A 26800-nucleotide genomic window follows, 5' to 3' on the forward strand; every position below is an offset into this window, starting at 1 on the left:
GTTGATAGACTACCTATAAGGAATTGAAACTGTATTGGCCGGAATGTGGTTGGGATGGAAAATATTGTTGATAGACTACCTATAAGGAATTGAAACCCCTCTCCTTTTCTGCTTGGCTCTCGGTGGTTGTGAGTTGATAGACTACCTATAAGGAATTGAAACTTTCCTAATGTTCAGTGACTGGCGGCAACTGCCGCTGTTGATAGACTACCTATAAGGAATTGAAACTTGGCAGGAAAAGGCCCAGGAGATAAGGACGATCCGTTGATAGACTACCTATAAGGAATTGAAACTGATCCGTAGCTCCTATGGAAAAAACTCAAGGGACGAAAGTTGATAGACTACCTATAAGGAATTGAAACTTGCTGAAGAGTATGAGCTGCAGATCATGATTGCCGAGAGTTGATAGACTACCTATAAGGAATTGAAACTCTTTTGATGCAGGCTAAAAGCCTGGAAGCGAAAGTTGAGTTGATAGACTACCTATAAGGAATTGAAACCCTGCTATTTTTACCACAGAAGAAGTCGAAGGACGCGTTGATAGACTACCTATAAGGAATTGAAACTTACAAGCCCTGATGCAAGAGGCAGGGCTAAATAAGTTGATAGACTACCTATAAGGAATTGAAACTACTTATATAAGAAGTCGGCCAAACTTTTAGTACAAGTTGATAGACTACCTATAAGGAATTGAAACCGGCACCGGATATACCGATGATAAACATGAGTACACGGTTGATAGACTACCTATAAGGAATTGAAACCAGTCATGGGCGGACCGGCAGCCGACGATGTGGCAGCGTTGATAGACTACCTATAAGGAATTGAAACCTTTTTGAATGCTAGCAGCTAATTTTTCGTTTCCTTGTTGATAGACTACCTATAAGGAATTGAAACTGCCAGCACAGGCGGTTTTTCTTCTGTTCCGGGGTTTTAGTCTGCCTATGCGGATTTGAAATTGAATGGTAATAGGCTATTGTCGTATTTTGAGGAGCGCCGCTGGCAAGTCGGCGGCCAACTTTTTATGTCCGGCTTATTAGGAAGGAGGATGTGGTAGCGCATATTTACCATATTGATCGAAAAAGTGAAAAAAATATGTTCTTTATATGATTGTATATGGAAAACGAGAGTTGTTATACTGAGGATGGTGTCCCTTGGATATTTCATGTGAGTCATAGGGGTGACAGTAATGAATTTGCAATTGTATAAAGCGATTATCAAGGTCCTGTTAGAACATCAGCACTACATAGCCGTAGTAAACATTGCCGCCCAACTGGCTGTATCCGCCAAAACCATTCATAATTATTTGTCGGAGCCTGTTTTTCATGAAATGATCCGGCCCTGTACGGTAGATAAAAAGCAAAAATTAGGAATCAAATTGATTGGCAATGAAAATCAGCGTAATGAATTATATGAAAAACTGTTGTTGGCAGAGTACCCGGCCAGCCGCCAGGACTACATTCCAGCTTTGGAAGATGAAGCCTATATTTTACATACCCTGTTCAGGCTGGGGACTCCCTGCACAATACAGTCACTGGCCGCTGCCCTGTACAAAAGCAGGACGGGTATCCAGGGCGTGCTTAAGCCTATTGCACAGTGGCTGCACAAGCATGATGTTTTCTTAATAAAAAAAGAACATGTCGGCATATGGCTGCAGGGAGATGAGGGAAAAATCCGGACGGCCTATAAAGAGCTTTGTCTGCAAATGAAAATTGCCCTGCCTGCTGCAGGCGAGTCAACGACCGTTCCGGACCGCTTAACCAGGCAGAATTATTTGCGGCTGTGTTGTTTCTTTGGCAGGGAGAGCGTGGATGCACTGCAGCAGATTCTGACTTTAGGCGAAGTCGTATTAAATAATAAATTTACTGAAAATGATTTTTTTGAATTACTGCTTAAATTAAGCATCTGTTTACAGCGGATTCGCATCAAAAAGCTGACCACCATCGATACAACATCCCTGAAGAATATCCATGAATATTTAGCTGCCCAGGTGATGCGCTCCCATATAGAAGAACGGTTTCAAATGAAATTTCCCGATGAAGAATTGTATGAAATCACCCGGTATTTGCTGGCTGCCCGCAAGCAAAAGAATTCTCCCGTACCCATCAATGAAGTGCAGATTAATGAACCGTTAACGCAACAGTTTATCCGCCGGATATCACAATTTCTGCAAATCGATCTCACCGGGGACCAGGATTTGATTCATAATTTGCTGCTGCATTTAAAACCGGCCATTCGGCGCATAAAATATGGCGCTAAAACGGAAAATCCGCTTTTGGATAAAATACGTCATAACTATACGAATATTTATTTGGCGGTGATGACGTCGATCGAAGAACTGGAGCAGGAAGAAAAGATTGCCTTTGACGCCAATGAGATCGGTTACTTGTGTTTGCATATTGCTGCCGCCGTAAACCGCAGGGAGAACGGTCAATATATAAAGACCTGCCTGATTTGTGACGGCGGGATCACCTTGTCGAAATACCTGGAGAGCATGCTGCAAAGCCATATTGAAGAATTAAAAATTATCAAAGTATGTACTAGTAGTGAGTTAAAGCATATGAATCCGGAAGAGTTTGATCTGCTGCTGGACGAAACCCATTTAATCAAAAGCGAGGATGCCAAGCTCATTCAAATCAGTGATCTGCTGGAGCCGGATGATATAGCCAAAATTAAAAGCTGGATTGTCGGCAGGCATGTCCTCTATTTCCAGCAGACCGTGACCGGTCTTAGAGACAAGGTGCTATATGTGCATGATGATCTTAAGAGCAAGGAAGAGGTGCTGATTAAATACGGCCATTATTTACAGGAAAAAGGCTATGTTAAGCCTGGTTATGCCGAAAGCATGCTGGAGCGGGAAAAACGGGCATCGACAGCAATGGGGCGTTATGTTGCGGTACCCCATGGTTCCCACACGCTCGTCCTGGTATCCTCTTTAGTCATTGTGAATCTAAAGCATACCATTAGCTGGGATGAATTTAATGTGGATTTGGTTTTCGTTTTAGCCGCCAACTTTTCCAATGTCGCCACTAATCAATATTTTTTCCGGCGGTTGTATTCGATTATCAAGGATGAAACGTTAATTTCTAAAATAAAAAAATCGGCCGACACTCAGGCCATCCAGGCTTTATTCCTGGAGGCGCCCGCTTATGTGGTTCAGGGGGAAAAGAATAATTGAAAACGGTCCGGGCCTGTACTGCCGCCAGTATCGCCTGCTTGCTCATGCTTTTTGAGCGAGCAGGTTTTTATATGCAAGCCAAACGGCTTCCATTTATGCCGTACAATATAGAAAGTTTTCGGTTCTATGGGCCATTGAATCTGGAAAATGAGCAATGCTACAATGCAGTTAGAGTAAAGACCAAAGGAGATACGCCTATGGACATCACAGCCATCATCAATACCGGCACGATTCTGTTCGACTTGCCGGCACAAAGCAAAGTGGAGGCAATTACGCAGTTAGCCGGATGTTTGCAAAAAAACGGGATAATAACGAATCGTAACAGCTTTGTGGCAGACGTGTTAGACCGCGAGAAAAAGTTCAGTACGGCCATCGGTTTCGGGCTGGCCATTCCCCATGCTAAGTCAAGTTGTGTATTGAGACCGGCGATCGCAGTGGGAAAGCTTGCACGGGCAATCAACTATAGTGATGCGAAAGGAGAGGAGGAATGGGTCAATATCCTGTTTTTGATTGCTGTATCGGAAGAAAGCAATAACGAACATATCGCCATTCTCAGTCAATTGTCCCGGAAGTTTATGGACGAGTCTTTTCGCCAGCGGTTAACCCAGGCGCAAAACCCGGATGAAATGCTTCAGTGTTTACAAGGTCTGTAATTCTGACAAAGAAAAGGAGGAATTGCTGATGAAAGTGGTTGGTATTGCAGCGTGCCCTACCGGTATTGCCCATACGTATATGGCTGCCGAAGGCTTGGAGAAAGCCGGAAGAGAACTGGGGCATGAAGTAAAGATCGAAACCCAGGGCGTGGAAACAGGGAATATCCTGACACCACAGGAAATCCAGGATGCGGATATCGTGATTATTGCCGCCTCCAAACATGTGGATTTAGAGAGGTTTGACGGCAAGCGCGTAGTGGAAGTGTCAATTGAGCAGGCGGTAAAAAATCCTAAAAAGGTGCTGGAGAATGCGATTGAAGGAAAAAATACCGGCATTTTTCAGTTGGCGACTGAAGAGAAGGACAGGAAAAAGAGTCAGCAAACCGGCTTGTATAAGCACTTGATGAGCGGTGTCAATTACATGCTGCCGTTCGTTATTGCCGGGGGCATATTGATTGCTTTCAGCTTCATGTTCGGCATTCATGCCGGTGATCCGTCCGATCCCAGTTACAATGTATTTGCCGAAGCGTTCAGCAAAATTGGCGGTGATGCCGCATTCGGCATGATGGTGCCGATGCTGGCTGCCGGTATTGCCTTTTCCATTGCCGGCAAACAGGGGGTGTGCCCCGGCGTGGTGGCCGGGGTGCTGGCGAAAAATATCGGGGCAGGTTTCTTGGGAGGACTGATCGGAGCCTTATTTGCCGGATACTTGACCGCATTTTTGATGAGAAAGATAAGAATGCCCAAATCGGTGGAAACCCTGAAAGGCCTCATTGTGGTGCCTTTGCTGGCTACCGGCGTCACCGGATTTTTCATGCTCTTTATTGTCGGTAAACCGGTAAAATATTTGCTGGATTCGCTGACGCTCTTTTTAAATTCATTGGATGCTACCCAGGGGGTTCTGTTTGGTGCGCTGATTGGCATTATGATGGCTGCCGATATGGGCGGGCCGATTAATAAATCCATTTCCACCTTTTCCATTGCCTTGATGTCCAGCGGTGTATACGCGCCCATCGCCGCCTGCATGGTGGCCGGAATGACACCGCCGTTGGGTTTGGCCTTAGCCACCGTGTTGTTTAAAAAGAAGTTTACCGTCGAAGAGCGAGAGGCAGGAAAGTCTTGCTGGGTATTGGGGTTTTCGTACATTACGGAGGGAGCCATTCCCTTTGCCGTAGCGGACCCTATCCGGGTGATTCCCTCCTTGATGGCCGGTTCCGCTGTGGCGGCCGCCATCTCGCTCAGTGCGAATTGCACCAGCCTGGCGCCGCATGGCGGGGTATGGATTTTGCCGATCCCCAATGTTATAGGCAATTTGCCCATGTATGTTTTGGCCTTAGCGGCGGGAAGCGCCGTTACCTGCCTGAGCGTGGCAGCACTGAAATGGAAAAATCACTATGAATAATACCAAATAGAAGGGAGAGGTTAAGATGCTGTACACTATGAAGGATTTACTGGCTGTTGCCAGAAAACACAAATTTGCCGTGCCGGCCTTTAATATAAGCAGCCATGAAATATTGCGGGCGGTCCTGGAGGCTTGTGGGGAAACGGAATCCCCCGTCATATTGGAAATTCATCCGGTGGAAATTGAGCACCTGACGGATACCTATATTGACACGGTACGCAGGGCCGCCTATGAGGCGGACTTTCCGGTGGTGATTCATCTCGATCATGGTGAAACCGTAACTGATGTGATGCGGGCGATACGCAACGGCTACACCTCCGTCATGATTGATGCTTCGAAAAAATCGTATGAGGACAATATCAAACAAACCCGGGAGATTGTAAGCCTTGCTCATGCGGTTCATGTGTCCGTGGAGGCGGAGCTTGGCACCATCGGGGCTATGAATTACAGCGCCGAGGGGGGCGTGGAGCATGTGGTTTATACCGATCCGGCGCAGGCTAAAGATTTTGTGGAGAAAACAGGCATTGATACGCTGGCAGTGGCGATTGGCACTGCTCACGGCTTATACCCGAAGAATTTTGTGCCGAAACTGGACCTGCAGCGGCTAGGGGAAATCAATCAGGCTGTTGACATCCCGCTGGTTTTGCATGGCGGTTCAGGCAATCCGGATGAGGAAATCAGCCGCTCCGTGGCTCTGGGCGTTTGCAAGGTGAATATCTCCAGTGACGTGAAAAGCGCCTTTTTCAACGAATGCCGGCGATTTCTTGCCGAAAATCCCGGCGTATATGAACCTAATGAAGTTTTCCCGGGCTGCATAGCGGCCGCCAGGGATGTGATTAAACATAAGCTGGGGGTTTTGAATACGTTGGGTAAGCGGAGTTTATACAGGTAGTCGGGCCATTGCGGCGGAAGAGGTATGATCAGGGACCGGTTAGGCCGGGAAATCTGATTTATTAAAGAGAGAGTCAGCGGGCAAGCGCTGGCTCTTTTCCGTGCGTATTTCAAGTATCTTCCTTACTGTAGAAACATATATTTACATAGGGAACAGGTACTTGGATACAGCTGCACAGGTTTTGCCAAAAGTCTAAAATATAAAAAAAATTTTATATTTTAAGATAGAACAAATGTGTTTTATGAAAAGACTATTAATCATTGGCATCCTAAATATTGTAAATGATCAGTGTTGATGATGTTTACGATAATAAAGGAAGAATAGGGGGATGGTGAGGGGGAGTTGACGCAATTTTTTAAGAAAGAGAAAATATGCATAAATAAATGTCCCTCAATAAAGGACACGACTTTAAAATATTTGGGTATTAACTTAAAAAATGTCGAAAATATGTAAAATAAAGAGGATTTTGGCTTTGGTAGCTTAAAGAGGGATTTTTGCTGTGTTTATAAAAATATAGTATCTGATTCTAAAATAACCGAAAGAGAGGGGGAGCGATGAAGGAGTTGAAGAAAGATTTGCCTCATCCTTAGAATTGGGGGACCTTGAAACTGTGGGGAGAAAAGGTGGCCAATCCGGATTGGCAAAAACTTTAGGTGAGGAGTAGCTATATGAAACAAGAAGATTTTATGAGTCATGAGCTGAATGTTCCCGAGCTTACGCTGCGGGGCATGTTGCTGGGGATGCTGATTACGGTCATTTTTACGGCATCCAATGTATATTTGGGGTTAAAAGTAGGGCTTACGTTTTCGTCGTCCATTCCTGCGGCCGTTATTTCTATGGCAATTTTAAAAATGTTTAGCGATTCCAATGTTCTGGAAAATAATATGGTTCAGACCCAGGCATCGGCAGCAGGGACTCTATCGGCAGTTATATTTATCATTCCAGGATTATTGATGCTTGGTTACTGGCAAGGGTTTGCTTTCTGGCAGACATTGATGATTTGTGCCTGCGGCGGCTGTCTGGGCGTGTTGTTTACCATCCCGTTGCGCCGTGCCATGATTGTCAATAGTGATTTGCCTTATCCTGAAGGGCTGGCGGCTGCGGAAATTTTGAAAGTAGGCAGCGGCAGCACTGACGGAGCCAAAGTAAATGGCGTAAAAGATATTATGGCCGGCGGCCTTATTTCGGGGCTTGTTAGTTTGTGTTCAGGCGGCTTTCAGGTGATTGCGGCGGAAGCGCACTATTGGTTCACCTTCGGCAAAATAACTTCGCAGTTTCCGCTCGGGTTTTCGCCGGCCTTACTGGGAGCCGGGTATTTGATTGGTATTGCCAGCGGTATCGCCATACTGGTGGGGATGCTTTTGTCCTGGGGCGTATTTGTGCCGTACCTTACTTCGGTCATGACGCCGGCAGCCGGGCAGAGCGCCGCGGCCTTTGCCTCCGCCGTGTGGGCGCAGAAAGTGCGGCTTATCGGTGCCGGTACGATTGGTATTGCCGCTATATGGACGCTGCTCACACTGGTGAAACCCATCGTTGACGGTATGCGCATTTCGATTCAGGCTATGAGTCAAACGGAAGCAGAAAAAAGCCTGCACCGCATGGATACGGATTTGTCGCCGAAAACGACAGGGCTGGTTTTGGGCGTTATCGTGATCGGCTTATTAGGAACCTTTTATTCCTTTATTGCGGAGGCCAACCTGTCGGCAGGCGTAACCGGTATTTTTGTTGTCGCCGGTGTTGCCGTCGCGATCTGCATGGGCTTCTTTGTGGCTGCTGCGTGCGGCTACATGGCCGGCTTAATCGGTACTTCAGCCAGTCCGATTTCAGGGATCGGCATTTTGGGAATTATTATATCCTCCCTGGTCGTATTGGCAATTGGCTCGGCAGTCAGCCTGTTTGACACGGAAATGGGAAGCAAGTTCGCCATTGCTCTTGCTATTTTCATGACGAGCGTGATTGTCAGCATTGCCGCTATCTCGAACGATAATCTGCAGGATTTGAAGACGGGTTATCTTGTCGGCGCTACGCCGTGGAAGCAGCAGGTGGCTTTATTGCTGGGTTGCGTTGTCGGGGCCTTTGCCATTGCACCGGTATTGAATTTGTTATATGAAGCCTATGGGTTTGTCGGGGCCATGCCGCGTGCCGGAATGGATGAAACCCAGGTATTGTCCGCACCGCAGGCCACCTTGATGACTACGATCGCCAAGGGGATTTTCAGTCATAATCTGGATTGGAATTATATCCTGTTCGGCGTAGGCGTCGGGATTGTGATGATTATTGTTGATATCCTGTTGAAGAAGAACACGGCCAAATACTGCCTGCCGCCGCTGGCTGTAGGCATGGGACTTTATTTGCCGCCTACGCTGGAAATGCCGCTGTTCATAGGCGCCGCCATGAGCTATTTTGTCTGCCGGTATCTGCGCCGGCGGGCCGAGCAGCGCAGCCCGCAGCACGTGGAGGAAGATGTGGAAACCTGCAACCGCCATGGTGTGTTGTTTGCTTCCGGGCTGATTGTCGGGGAAAGCCTGATGGGGGTTATCATCGCCATCATCATTGTATTCTCGGTAACCAGTGGCGGCAGCGATTCGCCGTTGGTTCTCGTAGGCAAGGATTTCGCCCCTACGGCGGATTGGCTTGGGCTGATCGTTTTTATTGCGTTGATTGCCATATTTATTAAGCGCATCATTCAGACTAATTTTGAAGCCAAATCATAACTGTTTGGCAGTATGTACCCGGGCAGGGAGTGCGGGGTAAGGCTGACGCCTGTTTTAGGGGTTGAACAAAAAGATGGTTAGTCCTCAAAGTACAATTTGGGGACTAACCGGATTACTTTGCTCCTATACCGGCCTGCTTGCCCTGCGGACTGCCAATAAAGCCTGGGATATGACTTGTTCAACCTGGCGTTTGTTTAATCCAAAGGGTCGAACCATGCTTTTTACTTCACTTCTGAATTTTTGTTCATTAAAATCAATAATCAAATTATCACCTCTTAAATATAGTACCGGTTACTGTATTATACGGAGCGTCCGGTAAAAAGGTGAACCATATAGGATGATTATGTAATCTTTCATAGGTTGGTCTGTTAAGGGTACAGGCGGTATAATAAAAATACCGGAAGACTGTAGCGGCTGAATACATACCAGGCCGGATGAGGAGGGGATTGTCGTGAGTAAAGAATTGGAGTACAGTGCTGATATTGCCGTACGGGACTGTATGGCGGTAAAGCCCGGGGAAACGGTTCTGGTGATTACGGATGAACCGGCAGCAGCCATTGGCAGGGTGTTATGGGAAAGAGCCAAAGCCCTTGGGGCCGAAGCCATTTATACGGAAATGATACCACGGAAAAATGACGGTGCCGAGCCGCCGCCGGCGATTGCTGCCGCCATGAAGCAGGCGGATGTGGTTCTGGCGCCGGCCTCGCGGTCTTTGTCCCATACGGTAGCGCGCAAAGAGGCCAGTCAGGCCGGGGCACGCATTGCCACACTGCCGGGAATCACCGAGGATATTATGAAACGGGCCCTGAGCGCCGATTATCAAAAGATTGCCCGGATCAGCAACAAACTGGCCGACATATTGACGAAAGGAAAGACAGCCCACCTGACCACGCCGGCCGGTACCGATCTGGTATTACAACTGGAAGGACGGGAAGGCCATCCGGATACAGGCATCAACCATACGGCCGGGGACTTTAGCAACTTGCCGGCGGGAGAAGCGTATATCGCTCCTTTGGAAGAGACTGCGGAAGGGATTGTGGTCATCGATGGTGCCATGGCCGGTATTGGTGTACTGGATAAACCCATCAAACTGACGGTGGAAAACGGCTATGTGACCAGGATATCCGGCGGCAGTGAAGCGGTAAAGCTGTCGGCCCTGCTGGCGGAGTACGGCAAACCGGCCCACAATATTGCTGAATTGGGCATAGGCACCAATGACAAGGCCATACTATGCGGCAAGGTGCTGGAGGATGAAAAGGTCATGGGGACGGTGCATATTGCGCTTGGCAACAGCGCTGCCTTCGGTGGCAAGGTTCAGGTGCCCATTCATCTTGACGGTATTCTGACCAGGCCGACGCTAACCATTGACGGTAAGGTGATTATTAAAGACGGCCAGCATATAGAGTGAATTCAGATTGCCGGTGACTGAACGCCCGCTATTGACCATGTATTTGGCGATAGCGGGCGTTTTATATCGACATAAACCGACAAATTTCGGATTTGTTTTCCGCTATCATAGATAATGGGGAATATAGATTCGTCAATCCGAAAAAAGTCAGGGAGGAAAAAATAATGAAGCTAAGAAATATGGCTGCCATCTGGATCTTTCTGTGTATCCTGCTCACGGCCGGCGGCTACCAGAGGGCCTTTGCTTTTAACCTGGACGTAGCCCAGGGAGACCAATACCTGGTTCATATGGTGAATAATCAGGAAACGGCAGTTACTTTAAAGGGCAAGGAAACCCGGGTAAAAGAGACGATGGATATGCAGCTGTCGATGAATATTACCGCAGTAAACGAGGAGAAGGTGACCATACAGTACCGGTATGATGCCCTGAAGGTGAATACACAGACTGACGGGCGGCAGACCACCTATGATTCCAGAATTTCCTCACCAAACGATCTGTTGTCCGGCTTATACGGAGGGCTGATTGGCAAGGGATTTACCGTTGTTATGGATAAACAGGGGAAGATTTTGTCGGTTAGCGGAATTGATAAGCTGTTGCAGGAGATGACGGACGATATCCCGGGAACGGAAGCGCAAAAGCAGGCGTTTAAAAACATGCTGAAACAAAGCTTTAGCGATGAGGCTATGAAATCGATGCTGGAGCAGGCCATGCGCAATTATCCCGCGGAGATCAAAGAGGGAGATCGCTGGGAGGAACAGTATAACGTCAAGGTGATTTTTCCTTTGACCGTACATGACCGCTGGGAAGTGGTAAGCGACCGGAACGGGGCGTTGGATCTGGCAGTGGTTTCCAATATTGGGACGGACAGCGCCAATAACGCAGCCGATTTTATGGGGGTGGAGACGCGCCTGAATCTGAAGGGAGAGAGCCAGGGAATCATCCATGCCGATAAACAAAACGGTTTCCTGCAAAACGGGGCTTACACACAGTCTATCAAAGGGACTATCTTGCTGCCGTCCGGCAAAGCAACGTCCGAAGGCCTGGAAATACCGATAACCATCAATTCGCAAATGACCTATACCATTACGAAACAAACGGAATTGGAAAGTCTGCCGGTGTGACCGGCAGGCTTTTTGCCGGCCTGCCTTATTTTCAGCCCTCCACATGATTATAAGGGTCCCAGTCTGTCCAAGACTGTAATTCCTGTATGGCAGTCCGGCATTCACTCAGAAGCCGTTCTTTATCTTTGGGCAGGGTACCGGCCAGCGGCACATAGTTGGAAAAGCGACAGTTTGATGCCGGCGGCAACAATCCGTTGCCCGGCTGCAATGGATTCGGCCTGGGTAACCCCTTTGGCGACATGGGCCAGCACCGCGCCGTCGCCGGATTCCATGCCGTAGTATACCAACTGCAGACCGGCAGCCTGCAATTGCCGCAGTTTCTCCGGTGTTTTGCGCAAGATGTCCCTGGGGCCCGCATAGCAGGATACCCGGCGGAGTTTCGGGAGTGTCTGCCTGAGCTCGCAGAGTATTTCCAGCAGGGAAGCGGTTGGCAGGACCAGTGCATTGCCGTCGGCCAGGAACACGCGGCGGATGTGGTCTTTGTAAGCGGCTGCCCGCCGGAGCTGAGCCGAGATTTCTTCCGCCGGACGAATCCGGAAGGACACGCTGCGGTACATGTTGCAGTAGGTGCAGCGATTGTGAGAGCAGCCGATGGTTACCCGCAGAATAAAACTGTCGGCTTCAGTGGGCGGGCGGAATACCGGGCCTTCAGCCGTATCGAAATACATAGGGAATCTCCTTTGCTTGGGTTTCTTCTCTCAGCATAACACACCCTCGGCTTGGCGTCACTATAGCCGGTGCCATTCGATAAAAACGGACAACCCGGGCAGAAAATTAAAATTGTCAACTTGAGAGATATCCGTTATTAAAAAGCATAATGAAGCAAGCGGGACGCCGCCTGAAAAAACCCAGACAAGATGAACTTTTGTCGATTGTGGCCAGTCTTGCGGTTGGGTCGAGAGCATGATATCATACTAAACAGTTAAGACACTCGTTGTTAGGCCTGTGATATAGGTCGCTCTAATATGTTCAACCTACAAATGACTAAGGGAGTCTAACGTTATGGCAGCTGTCAGGCCCTCCAAGCAGGGAAGGCAAAAACCGTAACCGGGACACCCACCTGCGAGAAGCGGGGTTTGAACATGGCGAGGGACGGTATCACGGGTTTCCGTTTTGTAAACACCTGACGGGACAATTCCCCTCGGGTGTTTTTATTTGGGGGTCAACGCTGCCGGCGTCCCGGTACACATGGCTTGGAACGGCTTGACAGGCACCAGCATTCATAGTATATTGATTTTTAACAGGAATGAATATTCATTCCCAGATTATTACATATTTTACGTCCGGGGTGTACAATATTGAAGGAAAAAATACAAGATAAAAAAGCGGCAGCCTTGCATGCAACACTGGAACTGATCTCCGAACAGGGCTTTCATGGTACTCCGATGTCACAAATCGCCCAAAAAGCCAATATCGGTGTGGGCACCATTTACCGTTATTTTTCCAGCAAGGAAGATTTGATCAATGCCTTGTATGTGGATGTCAAAGCCCGTCTGGCCCGGTATATTTTCCGCAATCATTCCGAAACCATGCCGGTACGGGAGAGTTTCCTGCTGCTGTGGCGCAATATCATCGATTATTTTTTACAGAATCCCACCGAGCTCCTGTTTATGGAACAATATTCGAATTCCCCGCTCATCACCGCTGCCACGCGCGAGGAAGCGCTGCGCACTTTTGCCCAGGCCAATCATTTGTTTCAGCGGGCCCGGGAGGAGAAGCTGGTAAAAGAGCTTCCTTTGAATATGTTATGTACGCTTACCTACGGCGGCGTTCTTTCGCTGGTCAAGCTCAGCCTCTTCTGTGAGCCTAAATTGACGGATGCTGACCTGGATGCGGGAGTAGAAGCTTTATGGGATGCCATTAAAAGGTAGCCTGTATTCTTTTTTTGCAGGAATGAATGTTCATTCTTGCTGCCGGCGGACCGGCTCATGAAGAAGAATACGATTTTCTCTAAGTCTGAAACTGTGGTGTATGGATATAATAATATATTTAGTTTGCAGCATAATTTTACATAAAAAAACGTTGTGGCCAGTAAATGCATAAGGGAGGAATCAGCATGTTGTACAGACAGTTTGGCAAAACAAATGAAAGCGTATCGATTTTAGGGTTTGGCTGTATGCGGCTGCCGGTAATAGACGGACAGGCAACAAACATTGACGAGGAAAAAGCGACCAAGATGATCCGGTATGCGATTGATGCCGGTGTCAATTATGTTGATACGGCCTATCCTTATCATGGCACCGGCATGGACAGGGGCGGCGCCAGTGAACCGTTTGTCGGGCGGGTCTTGCAGGGCGGCTATCGCCAGAAAGTCAAACTGGCGACCAAACTGCCCAGCTGGCTGATTAAAAGCAGGTCCGATATGGACAAGTACTTAAATGAGCAACTGGACCGTTTGCAGACCGATTTCATTGATTTTTACCTGGTGCATTCCCTTAACAGCATTAGCTGGCCTGTGGTGAAAGAAGCCGGTGTTTTTGAGTTTTTGGAACAGGCGATGAAGGACGGCAGAATCAGGCATGCCGGTTTTTCCTTCCACGACCGCCAGGAGCTGTTTAAACAGATTGTGGATGCTTATGACTGGTCGTTTTGCCAGATTCAGTATAACTATCTGGACGAATACTACCAGGCAGGGCGGGAAGGTTTGGAGTATGCGGCAGCCAAAGACTTGGGCATTGCCATTATGGAGCCGCTCAGAGGCGGCAAGATCATCCATCTTCCTCAGGCGGCCAGGGAGGTCTTCGACCGGTCGGCAGTGAAACGGTCTCCGGCGGAATGGGGGCTGCGCTGGGTATGGGACCATCCGGAAGTAGCCGTTGTGCTGAGCGGCATGACGACGATGGAGCAAGTGGTGGAAAACGTATCCATAGCGCAGGAGGCGGAGCCTCATTCCCTATCGGCAGCCGAGCTGGCGGCGGTCAATCAGGTCAAGCGTATTTTTAAAGAACGGATAAAAATCAACTGTACGGCATGCGGGTACTGTATGCCGTGCCCTGCCGGCATCAATATTCCGGATTGCCTGGCTGTCTATAACGACTATCATGTTTTTGACAATCTGCAGGAAGCCAGGGCCGTGTATGGCCGGCGGACCGCGATGACGGCTCCGGCTTCCAAATGTGTGGAATGCGGCCGTTGCGAAAGCCACTGCCCGCAGACCATAGCCATTCGTGACCAGATGAAAAAGATAAAAGCAGCATTTGAATAAAGGGATGGGAGCGAAGAGATGAAAGTATTATATTACGATTGCTTCTGCGGTATCAGCGGGGACATGAACTTAGCTGCCCTGCTGGATTTGGGGGTGGAGGAGGACTATCTCCGGCAGGAACTGTCCAAGCTCAAGCTGGATGACGAATATGAGCTGAGGATAAAAAAAGATAATAAACAGGGCATCGGCGGCACCCGCGTGGATGTGGTTTTACGCCAGGAAGTCCATTCCCATGAGGAAGACAGCATGGCAGGACATGGTGAACATGATCACCATCACCATCATCACCACGATCACCATCACGAACATACGGGGCACAGCGAGGCGGTAAACGGGCACAGAGATCATACTCATCATGAACATAGAAATCTGAGGGATATAGAGGATATCATCAATACAAGCGCTGTAAGCGGCAGAGTCAAGGAACTCAGTTTGCGGATGTTTCGCAAGGTGGCCGAAGCGGAAGCCAAAGTTCATGGGAAACCGTTGTATGAGGTGCATTTCCACGAAGTGGGGGCCACCGATTCCATTGTCGATATTGTCGGAGCGGCCATTTGCCTGGAGTACCTTAAGGTGGGCAAGATTATGGCTTCGCCGGTTCAGGTGGGGGGCGGTTTTGTCAAATGCGCCCATGGGGTGATTCCCGTTCCGGCACCGGCTACGGTGGAGATTCTCCAGGGCGTTCCGGTCAAAGCGGGGATTGTTCCTTTTGAAACTACGACGCCTACCGGTGCGGCCATTCTGGCCGCTAATGTGGTGGAATTTACCGGGGAGATTGATTTTTCCATCACCAGGACGGGCTACGGCATCGGCCACAGGGATCTCGATATTCCCAATGTACTACGGGTTTACCTGGGGCAGGAGGCCGCCGGGGAAGAAGTGGACGGACAATATATTCTGGAGACCAACATTGACGATATGAATCCCGAGCTTTACGGTTATGTAGAGGAAAGGCTTTTTGCCCAGGGAGCGCTGGATGTGTTTAAAACCCCGATCACCATGAAAAAAGGCAGGTCCGGCATAAAACTTAGCGTGCTGATCGGCAGTGACAGGGAAGCGGCCATACGGGACATTATTTTTAGGGAAACCACTTCCATTGGAATGCGCAAATACAGGGTGGAAAAAATCATGCTGCGACGAGAGTTTGAAGAGATTGAAACATCTTATGGCCCGGTTACGGTGAAGCATTCCTACTATCAGGGAGAAAAGGTCAAAAGCAAGCCGGAATACGAAGACTGCCGGCAGATTGCATTGGACCAGAATATACCGGTAGCCCAGGTATATCGGGAGGTTTACAGGAATTTAGAAAAAAATGGCTGATGGCTCTTTCCGGCATATACAGGTAATTTATACCGAAAAAGAAGGATTTTGCCAGGAATAGGGACGAATTATATTAAGTAAGATTTCATAGTAAGGGGTAATTGATTTGCTTATACCGCTGCTATACATTCTTTGGAACGGTATTGTTTTCAGCCAGATGGGGCTGGACAAACGCTATGCGCGGCGGGGAGAACGCCGTATTCCGGAGCGCCGGTTTTTCCTGTGGGGATTGTGTTTCGGTGCCGCCGGGGGAGTGCTGGGAATGTATGTATTCCGCCATAAGACCCGCCATATTTCGTTTGTGGCAGGTATGCCGCTGTTGCTGCTCTTTAATATCCTGTTCCTGTATATACTGCTTGCCGGCAGTGAACTGCCAGTTATATCGCTCTTTGTGGATTAGAGAGGCAGGAACGATATATAATAAAGAGAGCATAGTTGGCGATAGGGAGTGATCATGATGGAAGAACTTCAGTTTATTTATAAACGGTACAGTGTGCGCAAGTTTCAGGAAAAGCCGGTCAAGGCTGAAGATCTGGAGGCTATCCTGACGGCGGCTGTTCATGCGCCTTCCGGAAAAAATCTGCAGAACTGGCACTTCGTGGTGGTCAGCCGGCGGGAAATGATCGAACAGATGGCGGGCGCCGTGCAGGAAAAAAATAAGCAGCTGGCTGAATTTATAGCGGAAGACGAGCGGAAGGCTTTTACCGCTATGATACCTTACCATACCGTTTTTAAGGGGGCGCCGGTGGTCATTTTAGTGTATGCCGGACCGTATCCCAGTGTGGCGGACAGCCTGCTTAAGTCCGGCAGGCTGCCGCAGCAGGAGGCACTGGAATATGCCAAGCCCGGTCCGGGAATTCAAAATATTGCCGCCGCCATGGAAAACCTGGTGCTGGCAGCGGCCGCTTTAGGCTACGGCACTTGCTGGATGACCGGTCCGACTTATGCGGCTGAAGAAATCAGCAAACTGGTGGGGTTCTCGAAGGAAGGGTACCATCTGGCGGCCATGACGCCGCTGGGGGTTCCGGCGGCATCGCCCTTGCAGCGAACGAAACGTAAACCGCTTGCGGAAGTGGTAACCTTTGTGGAATAAGCTGTCCGCGAATACAGGAGGACATTGTGCACGGACCCAATTATATGTTTATTTTTGTCGTATTATTTTTATTATTTAGCATTAGCTGGCTGATATACCGGATACTGAAATCCCAAACCGATGCTTTCCGTTCTGCCGGAGCCAGGTGGGCCTATTGGCTGCTAACCGTTAGTGCGGTTGCCGTTATTTTTACCAATCGCTGGCTGTATCAGCTGGGGGTCCCTGCCGATTGGTTTGCGCTGCCGGTATTGTGGATCATTGCTCAATTGCTGACACTGCCGCTGCTGGTAGTACTGCTGGGGGGCAGCTGGCTGTGGCATAAACTGGGCGGAGGTGGAAAAACCAGTATCAACAGGAGCCGGCGCTCTTTTTTACGCAATGCCTTTGGGGCTGTGCCCCTGCTGGCTTTTGCCGGCAGTGCCCGCGGGGTATATAATGCCGAGGAGCAGCTGGTGGTTCAGCGCTATACCCTGGCGCTGCCGCAGCTGCCGCCGTCTTTGGATCAGTTCAGGCTGGTCCAGATCAGTGATACGCATGTGGGGGCTTTTTTCGATCTGGCCAAGCTGGAACGGGTATTGGATATCATCCGGCAGGAACAGCCGCATATACTGGTTATTACCGGCGATTTAATCGATGATTTGGAACTCCTGGAGCAAACCGTTGCCAAATTAAGCGGGCTTCATGGAAAAATCCCTTACGGTATCTATTTTTGCTGGGGAAATCATGAGTATTTCCGCAATATTGACGCTATCCGCCAGGCCTTGGCCAACAGCCCTGTCCGGGTGTTAACCAACCAGAGTGCCAGAATACTGGATGGAGAAATCCCCTTTTATCTGGCCGGGGTAGATTATCCCTGGGCCCGGGAAGCCGGCGGACAGGAGACCGTCCGGCGCGAGTTTTTTGCCGAGGCCATGCAGGACGTTCCAGAAAAGGCATTTACGGTGCTGCTTAGCCACCATCCGGATTTCATTGAAAATGCATTTGCCGCAGGTATTCCGCTGACGCTTGCCGGACATACCCACGGCGGGCAGATCGGGATATTCGGACACTCTCTTTTGCCGTTAAGCTACCGCTATATGCGCGGTTTTTACCGGCAGGGCCAAAGCCAGGCCTACGTGAGTGTGGGGACCGGGCACTGGCTGCCGTTCCGTCTTGGCTGCCCGGCGGAAATCAGCGTATTTACTTTTCAACTGCCAACATAAGGAGTTCCCATAAAGGAGGATGAAGATATGTTGTTTCAACCTTTTTGTTTGAAAAATTTATCAATAAAAAACCGCATTGTGATGCCGCCGATGTGCATGTATTCAGCCGGCAGGGACGGCCTGGTGACAGACTGGCATGTCCTGCATTACGCAACTAGGGCGGAGGGGCAGACAGGACTCATCATTGTGGAAGCCACCGGTGTGGAGGACCGCGGCCGGATTTCCGACCAGGATCTGGGGCTGTGGGACGACGGACAGATCGCCGGGTTCAAGAAACTGACCGCCGCCGTACATGACCGGGGCGGCAAAGTGGCCATTCAGCTTAATCATGCCGGCAGGAAGAGCGAGGTTCCCTATCTGGAACCGGTTGCCCCTTCCGCGCTGATTTTTGGCGAGGGATACCGCTTGCCCAGAAGGTTGACACCGGAAGAAATCCGGCAGGTGATAACGATGTTCGCCGACGCCGCCCGCAGAGCGGTGGCGGCAGGATTTGACGCCATTGAAATTCATGCGGCCCATGGTTATTTGCTGAATCAGTTTATGTCGCCGCTCAGCAATAACCGGGACGATGCCTATGGCGGCAGTCTGGCCAACCGGACGCGGTTGCTGGGGGAAGTGCTGGATGCGGTAAAACAGGTCATTCCGGCAGACATGCCGCTGTGGGTGAGAGTCACCGCCGAGGAATATGAAACTGCCGGCAATACGCCGGACGTGGTGGCAGACATGCTGAACCTGGTGAAAGACAAGGGTATTGATGCCGTGCATGTCAGTTCCGGCGGATTAACTCCTTTCCAGGTCCGGGCGTATCCCGGCTATCAGATTGGCTTTGCCCTTACGATCAAGCAAAAGACCGGTCTGCCGGTTATCGGCGGCGGACTGATTACCAATGCCAAAGAGGCCGGGCAAGTGGTCAAGGCCGGTGTGGATATGGTTTTCCTCGGCCGCGAACTGCTGCGCAATCCGTACTGGCCGTTGCAGGCGGCGCACATTCTGCAGGAAGCGGTGACCTGGCCTAAAGCGTATTTCCGCGCCAGGTATTAAAGTTACCATTGACTTAACGACATTGTTTTGGTAAGTTAGATGCGGATACTATGCCAATTATTGAAGAAAAAAAGGTGAAATTATGTTGCATGCATTTTCCCGCACCGAACTCTTAATCGGTCCGGAAGCTTTAGAAAAATTGTCGCACGCCAAGGTTGCCGTTTTCGGCATCGGCGGAGTGGGCACCTTTGTCGTAGAGGGACTGGTCCGGTCAGGAGTCGGCAAGTTTGTACTTGTTGATGATGATTGTATCTGCCTTACCAATATAAACAGACAACTGCATGCGACCAGAAAAACCATTGGCAGGCCGAAGGTGGAGGTTATGCGCGAACGGATACTGGAAATCAATCCGCAGGCGGAAGTGACCGTATTCCAAACCTTTTACCTGCCGGAAAATGCCGCGGAGCTGATCAGGGACGATTATGACTATATTGTCGATGCGACTGATACGGTAACAGCCAAGCTGGATTTGGTGGTACGGGCGCATGAACGGAATATTCCGATTATCAGTTGTATGGGTGCCGGGAATAAGCTGGACCCTACCAGACTGGAAGTGACGGATATCTTCCGCACGTCGGTCTGCCCGCTGGCCAAGGTCATGCGGCAGGAATTGCGCAAAAGAAAGATCCCGGGGTTAAAGGTGGTGTACTCGAAAGAGGAGCCGCTGAGGCCGCTGGAAACCGAAGGAGGCAGTTGCAGCACCGGTTGCATCTGTCCGCCGGGAACTACCCGCAAATGCACCACCCGCAACCAGATTCCCGGCAGTATTGCCTTTGTTCCCTCGGTAGCCGGCCTGATTATTGCCGGAGAAGTGGTAAAGGATCTTATAGCCGACAAAGTGTAGTTTGGATGACCCTCTTGAAGGCTGCCTGGCCGGTTCTTCAAGAGGGTTATTATGCTGTATAATGTGGTTGGGTAAGGAGTTTGTTTATGGATCTCAAGCTAGAACTGCTGTATTTTGCCGTTGATTTACTGCTGCCGCTGACAGCCGGCTATTATTGCCGCCGCAAGAACTGGACTTCCGACCGGTTTATGGATCAGATCGTGTCGTTTAATATTGTCATTATCACCTCGCTGTTGTCTTTATTCAGTTTTTGGGGATTAAAACTGGATGCAGCCTTGTTATGGCTGCCGGTACTGGGGATTGGCGCCAGTCTGATCCCCGGATTGTTAGCGTATTTACGGTCCGGGCGCAAATATATAAGTGAACTGGATCAGGGCAGCTATATTCTGGCGGCGGCCCTGTCCAATATGGGCACCATCGGCGGTTTAAGCGTGTTTTTCATGTATGGTGAGATTGCCTATGCGTATACGCAGCTAATGACCATGTTTTTTAATGTGGTGGTTTTCGCCGTCTGCTTTCCCATGGCCCAGTACTACTATTTGAAAAGCCAGTCCGGAGGCAGCCTGCACATTCCCTGGCTGTCCCTGCTCCTAAACCGCAACCAGCTGCCCATTGTGGCATTGGTGCTGGGCCTCGGCCTGTCCGGCCTGGGGATAGCGCGCCCGCCGGTTATTGGCGATATTTTTCCGGCCCTGCTGCATATCGGTGCCTGGACGGCACTGATACCGGTCGGGTTTTCCCTGAATTTTGGCGAGATGAAAAAATACTATAGTGATACCCTGGATCTGATTCCCATTAAATTTGTGATTACCCCGCTGGCCATCTATGCGGCGGCCAAAGCCACGATTGGCGATGCGGTCATTGACAATACGGCGCTGGTGCTGGCCAGTACGCCGCCGGCCATCAATTCCGTACTGACCGCTAAGATTCACAATTTGAATGTGGATATCGCCATGGCCTCGTTTGTCATCCTGACCGTGCTGTTTTTGGTAGTGGTGTATCCGGTGCTGTTCTTTTGCCTAATGTCCTGACGGGAGTTGTCAGGCAAAAGGCCGGTATGCTATTATCAAGGTAACTGGTCCGTCAAAAACGGGCTGAAATTAAAGAGACAAGGAGAGGATTATGAATGAATGGCTGTAATGAGAAAAACTGTACGTGCCCGTACACAAACTGTGAACGGCATGGCAAATGCTGCGAATGTATTAATTATCACCGCAGTGTTGAAGGAAAAGTATTTTGTATGAAAGATGCTAAATGATGGCTGGTGTTACCATTTGCACTTGTGTGCAAATTTCTAAAGAAACTTTGGTTTAAGGGTAGTAATTTTAGCCCCAAATTGGTATAATAATAATGAAGCAACGGAGCACTAAGGGGGATTGGCCAGTGTTTTGGCGGACGCTGGTTAATTGGGGCGATGCTCCGTTGCGCGGTTTTTAACATGATGGGCAGCTTTTGGCTGCCTTTTTTATATTCTTTTTATAGTAAAAAGATGCGGTTAAACGGTATAGGGCCCGGCAGTTGTTCCGGACTCCATACCGTTCAACCGGTTTTACAGCGGCTTGATTCTTGTCTGTTGTTCCCGGACCGGGAATGATACAATAGAAACAGTAGCTTTGCAACGTTTGGTTAGGAGATGATCATCATGATAATGGATACCCACATGCATACCTGCTTTTCATCCGATGCCACCATGAAACTACAGGAGGCCATAGCCCAATCCGGGGAACTCGGTATCGGTATTACAATAACCGAACATATGGATCTGGCCTATCCGGAACCGGGACAGTTTATTTTCGATGTGGATGCCTATTTTCGCGAGTACGGACCTTACCGCAATGAACGGCTGCTGCTGGGCGTGGAAATCGGCATGCGTCCGGATTGTCTGGAGGACAACCGCAAGCTGGCTAAAGGATATCCGTTTGATTATATCATCGGCTCGGTTCATGTAATTAATAATATCGACCTGTACTGGCAGTCTTTTTATGAAGGACGCACCAAAAAGGAAATTTATACCTGTTATTTTGATTCTATGCTGGAGTGCGTTGCCGGTCATGATTTCATTCACAGCCTGGGGCATATTGATTATATTGCCCGTTATGCACCTTTTGCCGACACCAATGTGTATTATGAGGAATTTAAAGAGCAGATTGACCCGGTGCTGACTCTGCTGGCCAAACGGGAGCAGGCTTTAGAGATTAATACCAAACGTCCCCTGACGCCGGATGCGCTTCGTTTGCTGGTTCCGGTCTATCAACGGTTTGCCGAGCTAGGCGGGCGCTATGTGACCATAGGTTCTGACGCGCACCGGGCCAGCGAAATCGGACGCGATTTTGCGGCCGCCTTTGATTTTGCCGCACACTGCGGGCTGCGTCCGGTCTGGTTTCAGGAGGGAAAGCCACGCTATATGCGGCGGGATTAAATCTTTGGTTTTTGTCAGTCCGCTTTTGGGCATGATAAATACCGTGGTACGGTATGATGTAAATCACAGCAATGCCGGGAAGAACGTGGTATGATTAAGCCAACAACTGACAGGAGGTTGACACCATGCTGCCCAAAGGAGCGAATTTACAAAAGATCCGTGACGGGAAAAAGACCTATGCCGTCACCCCACATATACCGGGAGGTTTTGTTAAAGCGAAAGATTTACGCCGTTATGCCGATGTGGCCGAACGGTATGGCGCCGTCTTAAAGCTGACATCGGCGCAGCGGATCATGATTACCGGGTTAAAGGCCGAGGATGTGGAAAAAGTCTGGGACGATCTGGGGATGCAGCCGGCCATTGGGTTTGCCAATTGCGTGCGCAGTGTAAAAATCTGTCCCGGGATTGCTTTTTGCAAACGGGGAAAACAGGACAGTATTAAACTGGGACTGGAGCTGGATAAGCGGTATCATAAAAAAGAAATGCCCTCCCGGATGAAGTTAGGCGTGGCAGGCTGCCCCAATTCCTGCGCCGAAGTACACATCAAAGATATCGGACTGCTGGCCACCGATAAAGGCTGGGATGTTTATGTGGGCGGCAGCGCCGGTTCGCACCCCCGTCTGGCCGACAAACTGATTGAAGACCTCACGCATGACGAGGCTCTGGCTATGGTGGAAATCATTGTCCGGTATTACCAAAAACATGCCGATATTGAGCGGGTAGGCCAATTTATTGACCGCATTGGGTTTAAAAAGTTTAAAGCCGATGTACTGGCCGAATTCTATCAGGAATCCAGCCAGGCAACCGAACCGCTGGTCAGCCAGTCGGCGGACGGGGAAAAACTTGTGCCGGTAGCCGGTGGGCTTACGGAGGGAGCGCTGGTATTCGGGGATAAAATCGACGCCGACAGCGTGATTGCCGATATTATCCGTATTTATCCGCAGACCATCCCGGTTTTCCGTTCTTTCGGCATGGGCTGCCTGGGCTGTCCGTCGGCTACCGCCGAACCGGTCGCCAAGGCGGCGGATATTCACGGTGTGGATGTAAACGAGATTCTGGCGGCATTAAATAAAGTAATCTAAATTTCGATCTGGAGATTGAGGGGGAAAGGTTATGAGCGCTTTTTTGGGGCATATTCATTATTGGCTGTATCATAAAATCCGGCTGGTGATAGAGCGGGAGCAGCTGGTTTATGAAACGGCAGCCGAAGCTTGCGGTGAAACCGCCGAAGAACTGCAGGCGCAGGTATGGCAAAGTTATGGACAGCCGCTGCCGGACAGCGATTTAAGCGAATTAATCGAGCACGGCAATATCCACGGCTGGCTGCAGCGGCAGATCAATATAGCCGAGTCGCGGGAAGCGGCGTTGATTAAGGAATTGCTGGATAACTGCGGACCGGAGGCGGAAGATTGGATACGTTATGCTTTTACCCAGCACGGGGAACGGTGCGGCCGTCAGGCCGTACAGCAGCATAAATATGAAACGGAACGGGCTGACGGTATTTTTCAGGCCCTGAATGATTATTTATTGAACGGTATGCCCTGCGACCAGGCGGACAGCATCCTGGTCAGCAATGCCGATACGGTGGTGTGGGAAAGCAGCATTTGCCTGCAGGAGCCCAATTGGAAACGGGCCGGTGCTTCCGGAAAAATCATGAAAAAGCTTTATCAGGAATGGACGGCTGGTTTTGTTCAGGGAATCAACCCCGATTTTTACTACAGCCAAACTGCCGATACCCTGCAAGGCGACCCTGTCAACCGCCAGGAAATTGTCCGGGGCTAGAAAATTGCTGCCAAAATAAAATGCTTATTGAAAAAGCAGTCTGCCGAACTTGTTATAACGGGCTCGGCAGACTGTTGTTTTGCCATACAATCCATCAATAGGCTGATAAAATCAGAGCGATATACCGGTGTCACCGGCAGGAAAAGGGGGCCTCAGGCGGGAATAGTATTTGGGAGACTGACCAGTTGTTATAGGAGATGAAAGCTTTGGAAATGCCCGCCATCATTGAAAATGCGTTTAGTGAGGGTTTTACTTTGCCTGCTTTGGGGGATAAAGTACCGGACACAACGCAGACTATACAAACAGCCAGAACGTTATGGGATGCCCAAACCTTCAGCGATTTGATCAAGGGGCAGGTGAATGTTCCGGATGATGTGCTGAACCAGGCCTTAGCCGCCAATTTGGAAGAAGGCGGGCCGGTCAAGGCAATGAAAATAACGTCGCTTAAAAATCATCAAATCAAGATCGACGCGCAGACGGCAAAAAACAGACGGGTTGTCCTGGTATGCAAGGTTGAACAATTTGTGCACAATCAGGAACAGTCGCAGTTAATCTTAAAAGTCACCGATAAAAAACTGCCGGGGAAATCGTTTATGTCCTGGGTTTTTCCACGAATAAGCCTGGCCATGGTAAGCAAGGTTGTCGGCCATATTGATCCAGGCCAGGGAATGAACATGACCATTCACGGCAATACCATCACGATCGATTTTCGCCAGGCGTTATACGCTTCGCCAATCGCCCAGGTGGAGTTTTTTGGTTATAAACCGGTGGATGTACTTACCATTCAGTCCGTGACTCCCCAGGACGGCTACGTAACGATCAGTACCGGACTGAATATGCCGGAGCAGCTGAAAGCCATGCTGCAAAATATTCTGTAGGATTCGCAAATTGTATCGATAAATTGAATACATGCTGAGTGCGGCTTTAGCGGCAGGGGGGAGCACTTTCTGACGCCCGCTGCGCTAAAAACAGTTACGATAAACATAAAACAATGGTTACTTTAGTAGAAATTACCTTCTTTAATATCAGTTAATACCTGTAGAAATGAATGGAGGATTGACATGAAAAATGTGCTGACCATCGCCGGTTCGGACAGCAGCGGTGGCGCCGGTATTCAGGCAGATTTAAAGACTTTTTGTGCTCATGGCGTGTTTGGCATGAGCGTGATTACCGCCGTTACGGCACAAAATACGCAAGGCGTACTGGCGGTGCAGGATATTGACCAGGATATTATTGCGAAACAAATCGAGGCTATTTTTGAAGATATTGCAGTGGATGCCGTTAAAATCGGCATGGTGTCCAGCAGGGAAACGGTTGCCACAATTGCCGCCAAGCTCCGGCAGTACCGGGCGGTCAATATTGTCATTGATCCGGTCATGATATCCAAAAGCGGATATCATCTGTTGCGGACGGATGCCGAACAGGCCCTGCTCGGGGAATTGCTGCCGCTGGCCGCACTGATCACGCCGAATATCCCGGAAGCGGAAGTCATTGCGGGAGTGAAGATAGAAACGCCGGCGGATATGGAGATGGCTGCCCGCAGGATAAGGGAACTAGGCGCCCGGCAGGTGCTGGTTAAGGGAGGACACTTGCCGGCGGACGAGGCGGCTACCGATGTTTTGTATGACGGCAGCCGGTTCCGGTATTTTGAGGGACGGCGGATTGCCACCAAGAATACCCACGGCACCGGCTGCACGCTATCTTCAGCCATTGCCGCCAACTTAGGCAGGGGCTTGCCTGTTGAGGAGGCGGTACAGCGGGCTAAAGAGTACATTACCACAGCAATCGAACATTCGCTGGCGATTGGCCATGGCGCCGGCCCTACGCACCATTTTTATGAACTGTATCGGAAAGCAGGGATGGAATGAAGATCGATTACCGGTTGTATTTAGTCACCGACCGCCGGCTGGTAGGTGACAAAGATTTTTACCAAAGCCTTGAGGAGGCACTGGCGGGTGGCGTTACGCTCTTGCAATTGCGCGAAAAAGAGGCCTCTTCGGCGGAGTTTTACCGGATTGCATTACAGATAAGGGAACTGTGTTCACGCTACCGGGTGCCGCTCATCATTAACGACCGTCTGGATATTGCCCAGGCGGTTGAAGCCGACGGGCTGCATATCGGGCAGCAGGATTTGCCGCTCAGCGTGGCCCGCAGGATTCTGGGGAATGACAAGCTGATCGGAGTTTCGGCGGCCACGCTGGACGAAGCGGTACTAGCAGAGCGGCAGGGGGCCGATTATCTCGGAGTGGGGGCGATGTTTCCTACCGGAACCAAACTGGATACCCGGCCGGTAAGTTTAGCAGAGTTAAAATGCATCAAAGAAACGGTTCCGATTCCGGTGGTGGCTATCGGCGGTATCGGAGCCCAAAATGCGGCCGGTGTTATGGAAACCGGCATTGACGGCATATCCGTCGTTTCCGCTGTTTTGGCCCAGGAGGATGTACAAGGGGCTGCCCGGCGGCTGCGGCAGATTATTGACGGCTGTCAGGCGCAAAAATGCCCGGACTAGTTAAGTCCGGGCATTTT

24 protein-coding genes, 1 other RNA gene and 1 CRISPR repeat array are annotated in these 26800 nt (G+C 49.9%); of the genes, 23 read left to right on the forward strand and 2 right to left on the reverse strand.

Annotation, left to right across the window (positions count from 1 at the left end; translation table 11 throughout):
- A CRISPR array of direct repeats spans nt 1-959; the repeat unit is 30 nt; unit sequence GTTGATAGACTACCTATAAGGAATTGAAAC.
- A gap of 230 nt (nt 960-1189) precedes the next feature.
- From P22_RS18670 to P22_RS18690, 5 genes are all read left to right on the forward strand, one after another.
- Nucleotides 1190-3178: a BglG family transcription antiterminator gene (locus P22_RS18670; RefSeq protein ID WP_054261752.1), complete on the forward strand. Its 1989-nt coding sequence runs from the start codon at nt 1190-1192 to the stop codon at nt 3176-3178.
- A complete protein-coding gene (locus tag P22_RS18675; RefSeq protein ID WP_054261753.1) occupies nt 3175-3831 on the forward strand; it encodes a PTS sugar transporter subunit IIA in 657 nt (218 codons plus the stop codon). The genes P22_RS18670 and P22_RS18675 overlap by 4 nt, the downstream gene beginning before the upstream one ends.
- A 28-nt stretch (nt 3832-3859) precedes the next feature.
- Nucleotides 3860-5233 carry a PTS fructose transporter subunit IIC gene (locus P22_RS18680; RefSeq protein WP_054261754.1) on the forward strand — a complete coding sequence of 458 codons (1374 nt, stop codon included), beginning with the start codon at nt 3860-3862 and terminating at the stop codon, nt 5231-5233.
- Between the two features lie 25 nt (nt 5234-5258).
- Complete coding sequence (locus P22_RS18685; protein ID WP_054261755.1) at nt 5259-6125, forward strand: ketose-bisphosphate aldolase; 867 nt, start codon at nt 5259-5261, stop codon at nt 6123-6125.
- Nucleotides 6126-6793: 668 nt separating this feature from the next.
- Nucleotides 6794-8839 carry an OPT family oligopeptide transporter gene (locus tag P22_RS18690; protein ID WP_054261756.1) on the forward strand — a complete coding sequence of 682 codons (2046 nt, stop codon included), beginning with the start codon at nt 6794-6796 and terminating at the stop codon, nt 8837-8839.
- A gap of 123 nt (nt 8840-8962) precedes the next feature.
- Here P22_RS18690 and P22_RS20815 read toward each other — a convergent pair whose 3' ends face one another.
- Nucleotides 8963-9103 carry a hypothetical protein gene (locus tag P22_RS20815; protein WP_156319059.1) on the reverse strand — a complete coding sequence of 47 codons (141 nt, stop codon included), beginning with the start codon at nt 9101-9103 and terminating at the stop codon, nt 8963-8965.
- A 187-nt stretch (nt 9104-9290) separates the two neighbouring features.
- Here P22_RS20815 and P22_RS18695 point away from each other — a divergent pair, with 187 nt between their 5' ends.
- Together P22_RS18695 and P22_RS18700 are read left to right on the forward strand one after the other, a co-directional pair.
- Nucleotides 9291-10247, forward strand: coding sequence for an aminopeptidase (locus P22_RS18695; RefSeq protein ID WP_054261757.1), 957 nt, complete (start codon nt 9291-9293; stop codon nt 10245-10247).
- Nucleotides 10248-10411: 164 nt separating this feature from the next.
- Entirely contained in the window at nt 10412-11368 is a 957-nt protein-coding gene (locus P22_RS18700; protein WP_054261758.1) for a DUF6263 family protein, read from the forward strand.
- Between the two features lie 119 nt (nt 11369-11487).
- Here the strand turns inward: P22_RS18700 and P22_RS18705 are convergent, their stop codons facing one another.
- On the reverse strand, nt 11488-12036 hold the full coding sequence (locus P22_RS18705; protein ID WP_235814724.1) for a radical SAM protein: 549 nt from the start codon (nt 12034-12036) through the stop codon (nt 11488-11490).
- 269 nt (nt 12037-12305) lie between these two features.
- Here P22_RS18705 and ssrS point away from each other — a divergent pair.
- The 16 genes from ssrS (at nt 12306) to thiE (ending at nt 26783) form a co-directional block, all read left to right on the forward strand.
- A non-coding RNA gene (gene ssrS, locus P22_RS19980) (6S RNA) lies at nt 12306-12479 on the forward strand.
- A 187-nt stretch (nt 12480-12666) separates the two neighbouring features.
- Nucleotides 12667-13239 carry a TetR/AcrR family transcriptional regulator gene (locus P22_RS18710; RefSeq protein ID WP_054261759.1) on the forward strand — a complete coding sequence of 191 codons (573 nt, stop codon included), beginning with the start codon at nt 12667-12669 and terminating at the stop codon, nt 13237-13239.
- 185 nt (nt 13240-13424) lie between these two features.
- Nucleotides 13425-14573, forward strand: coding sequence for an aldo/keto reductase (locus P22_RS18715; protein ID WP_054261760.1), 1149 nt, complete (start codon nt 13425-13427; stop codon nt 14571-14573).
- Between the two features lie 18 nt (nt 14574-14591).
- Complete coding sequence (larC, locus tag P22_RS18720) at nt 14592-15893, forward strand: nickel pincer cofactor biosynthesis protein LarC (protein ID WP_054261761.1); 1302 nt, start codon at nt 14592-14594, stop codon at nt 15891-15893.
- Nucleotides 15894-15999: 106 nt separating this feature from the next.
- The gene (locus P22_RS18725) at nt 16000-16293 is read left to right on the forward strand and encodes a DUF1294 domain-containing protein (protein ID WP_216598115.1); all 294 of its coding nucleotides are present in this window, start codon (nt 16000-16002) and stop codon (nt 16291-16293) included.
- 54 nt (nt 16294-16347) lie between these two features.
- The gene (locus tag P22_RS18730) at nt 16348-16986 is read left to right on the forward strand and encodes a nitroreductase family protein (protein ID WP_235814725.1); all 639 of its coding nucleotides are present in this window, start codon (nt 16348-16350) and stop codon (nt 16984-16986) included.
- 26 nt (nt 16987-17012) lie between these two features.
- The gene (locus tag P22_RS18735; RefSeq protein WP_054261763.1) at nt 17013-18188 is read left to right on the forward strand and encodes a metallophosphoesterase; all 1176 of its coding nucleotides are present in this window, start codon (nt 17013-17015) and stop codon (nt 18186-18188) included.
- 27 nt (nt 18189-18215) lie between these two features.
- Entirely contained in the window at nt 18216-19229 is a 1014-nt protein-coding gene (locus P22_RS18740) for an NADH:flavin oxidoreductase/NADH oxidase (RefSeq protein WP_054261764.1), read from the forward strand.
- A gap of 82 nt (nt 19230-19311) precedes the next feature.
- Nucleotides 19312-20073, forward strand: coding sequence for a tRNA threonylcarbamoyladenosine dehydratase (locus P22_RS18745; protein ID WP_054261765.1), 762 nt, complete (start codon nt 19312-19314; stop codon nt 20071-20073).
- Between the two features lie 86 nt (nt 20074-20159).
- Nucleotides 20160-21104 (forward strand): AEC family transporter, encoded by a 945-nt coding sequence (locus P22_RS18750; RefSeq protein ID WP_054261766.1) that lies wholly within the window; start codon nt 20160-20162, stop codon nt 21102-21104.
- Nucleotides 21105-21715: 611 nt separating this feature from the next.
- A complete protein-coding gene (locus P22_RS18760; protein WP_054261768.1) occupies nt 21716-22492 on the forward strand; it encodes a histidinol phosphate phosphatase in 777 nt (258 codons plus the stop codon).
- Between the two features lie 125 nt (nt 22493-22617).
- On the forward strand, nt 22618-23574 hold the full coding sequence (locus P22_RS18765; RefSeq protein WP_054261769.1) for a DUF1858 domain-containing protein: 957 nt from the start codon (nt 22618-22620) through the stop codon (nt 23572-23574).
- Nucleotides 23575-23605: 31 nt separating this feature from the next.
- The gene (locus P22_RS18770; RefSeq protein ID WP_054261770.1) at nt 23606-24274 is read left to right on the forward strand and encodes a hypothetical protein; all 669 of its coding nucleotides are present in this window, start codon (nt 23606-23608) and stop codon (nt 24272-24274) included.
- A gap of 206 nt (nt 24275-24480) precedes the next feature.
- Complete coding sequence (locus P22_RS18775) at nt 24481-25152, forward strand: hypothetical protein (protein WP_054261771.1); 672 nt, start codon at nt 24481-24483, stop codon at nt 25150-25152.
- A gap of 183 nt (nt 25153-25335) precedes the next feature.
- Entirely contained in the window at nt 25336-26142 is an 807-nt protein-coding gene (gene thiD, locus P22_RS18780; RefSeq protein ID WP_054261772.1) for a bifunctional hydroxymethylpyrimidine kinase/phosphomethylpyrimidine kinase, read from the forward strand.
- Nucleotides 26139-26783, forward strand: coding sequence for a thiamine phosphate synthase (thiE, locus tag P22_RS18785; protein ID WP_054261773.1), 645 nt, complete (start codon nt 26139-26141; stop codon nt 26781-26783). Before thiD ends, thiE begins: the two co-directional genes overlap by 4 nt.
- Nucleotides 26784-26800 lie beyond the last annotated feature (17 nt).

Source organism: Propionispora sp. 2/2-37, assembly GCF_001298735.1.
Taxonomy (GTDB): Bacteria; Bacillota; Negativicutes; order Propionisporales; family Propionisporaceae; genus Propionispora.

Excerpts from the sequence above, each read along its gene's own strand:
- P22_RS18670 (WP_054261752.1), top strand. The coding sequence starts at position 1,190 with ATGAATTTGCAATTGTATAAAGCGATTATCAAGGTCCTGTTAGAACAT.
- P22_RS18680 (WP_054261754.1), top strand. The coding sequence starts at position 3,860 with ATGAAAGTGGTTGGTATTGCAGCGTGCCCTACCGGTATTGCCCATACG.
- P22_RS18685 (WP_054261755.1), top strand. The coding sequence starts at position 5,259 with ATGCTGTACACTATGAAGGATTTACTGGCTGTTGCCAGAAAACACAAA.
- P22_RS18690 (WP_054261756.1), top strand. The coding sequence starts at position 6,794 with ATGAAACAAGAAGATTTTATGAGTCATGAGCTGAATGTTCCCGAGCTT.
- P22_RS18700 (WP_054261758.1), top strand. The coding sequence starts at position 10,412 with ATGAAGCTAAGAAATATGGCTGCCATCTGGATCTTTCTGTGTATCCTG.
- P22_RS18705 (WP_235814724.1), bottom strand. The coding sequence starts at position 12,036 with ATGTATTTCGATACGGCTGAAGGCCCGGTATTCCGCCCGCCCACTGAA.
- P22_RS18715 (WP_054261760.1), top strand. The coding sequence starts at position 13,425 with ATGTTGTACAGACAGTTTGGCAAAACAAATGAAAGCGTATCGATTTTA.
- larC (WP_054261761.1), top strand. The coding sequence starts at position 14,592 with ATGAAAGTATTATATTACGATTGCTTCTGCGGTATCAGCGGGGACATG.
- P22_RS18730 (WP_235814725.1), top strand. The coding sequence starts at position 16,348 with ATGATGGAAGAACTTCAGTTTATTTATAAACGGTACAGTGTGCGCAAG.
- P22_RS18740 (WP_054261764.1), top strand. The coding sequence starts at position 18,216 with ATGTTGTTTCAACCTTTTTGTTTGAAAAATTTATCAATAAAAAACCGC.
- P22_RS18745 (WP_054261765.1), top strand. The coding sequence starts at position 19,312 with ATGTTGCATGCATTTTCCCGCACCGAACTCTTAATCGGTCCGGAAGCT.
- P22_RS18750 (WP_054261766.1), top strand. The coding sequence starts at position 20,160 with ATGGATCTCAAGCTAGAACTGCTGTATTTTGCCGTTGATTTACTGCTG.
- P22_RS18760 (WP_054261768.1), top strand. The coding sequence starts at position 21,716 with ATGATAATGGATACCCACATGCATACCTGCTTTTCATCCGATGCCACC.
- P22_RS18765 (WP_054261769.1), top strand. The coding sequence starts at position 22,618 with ATGCTGCCCAAAGGAGCGAATTTACAAAAGATCCGTGACGGGAAAAAG.
- P22_RS18770 (WP_054261770.1), top strand. The coding sequence starts at position 23,606 with ATGAGCGCTTTTTTGGGGCATATTCATTATTGGCTGTATCATAAAATC.
- thiD (WP_054261772.1), top strand. The coding sequence starts at position 25,336 with ATGAAAAATGTGCTGACCATCGCCGGTTCGGACAGCAGCGGTGGCGCC.
- thiE (WP_054261773.1), top strand. The coding sequence starts at position 26,139 with ATGAAGATCGATTACCGGTTGTATTTAGTCACCGACCGCCGGCTGGTA.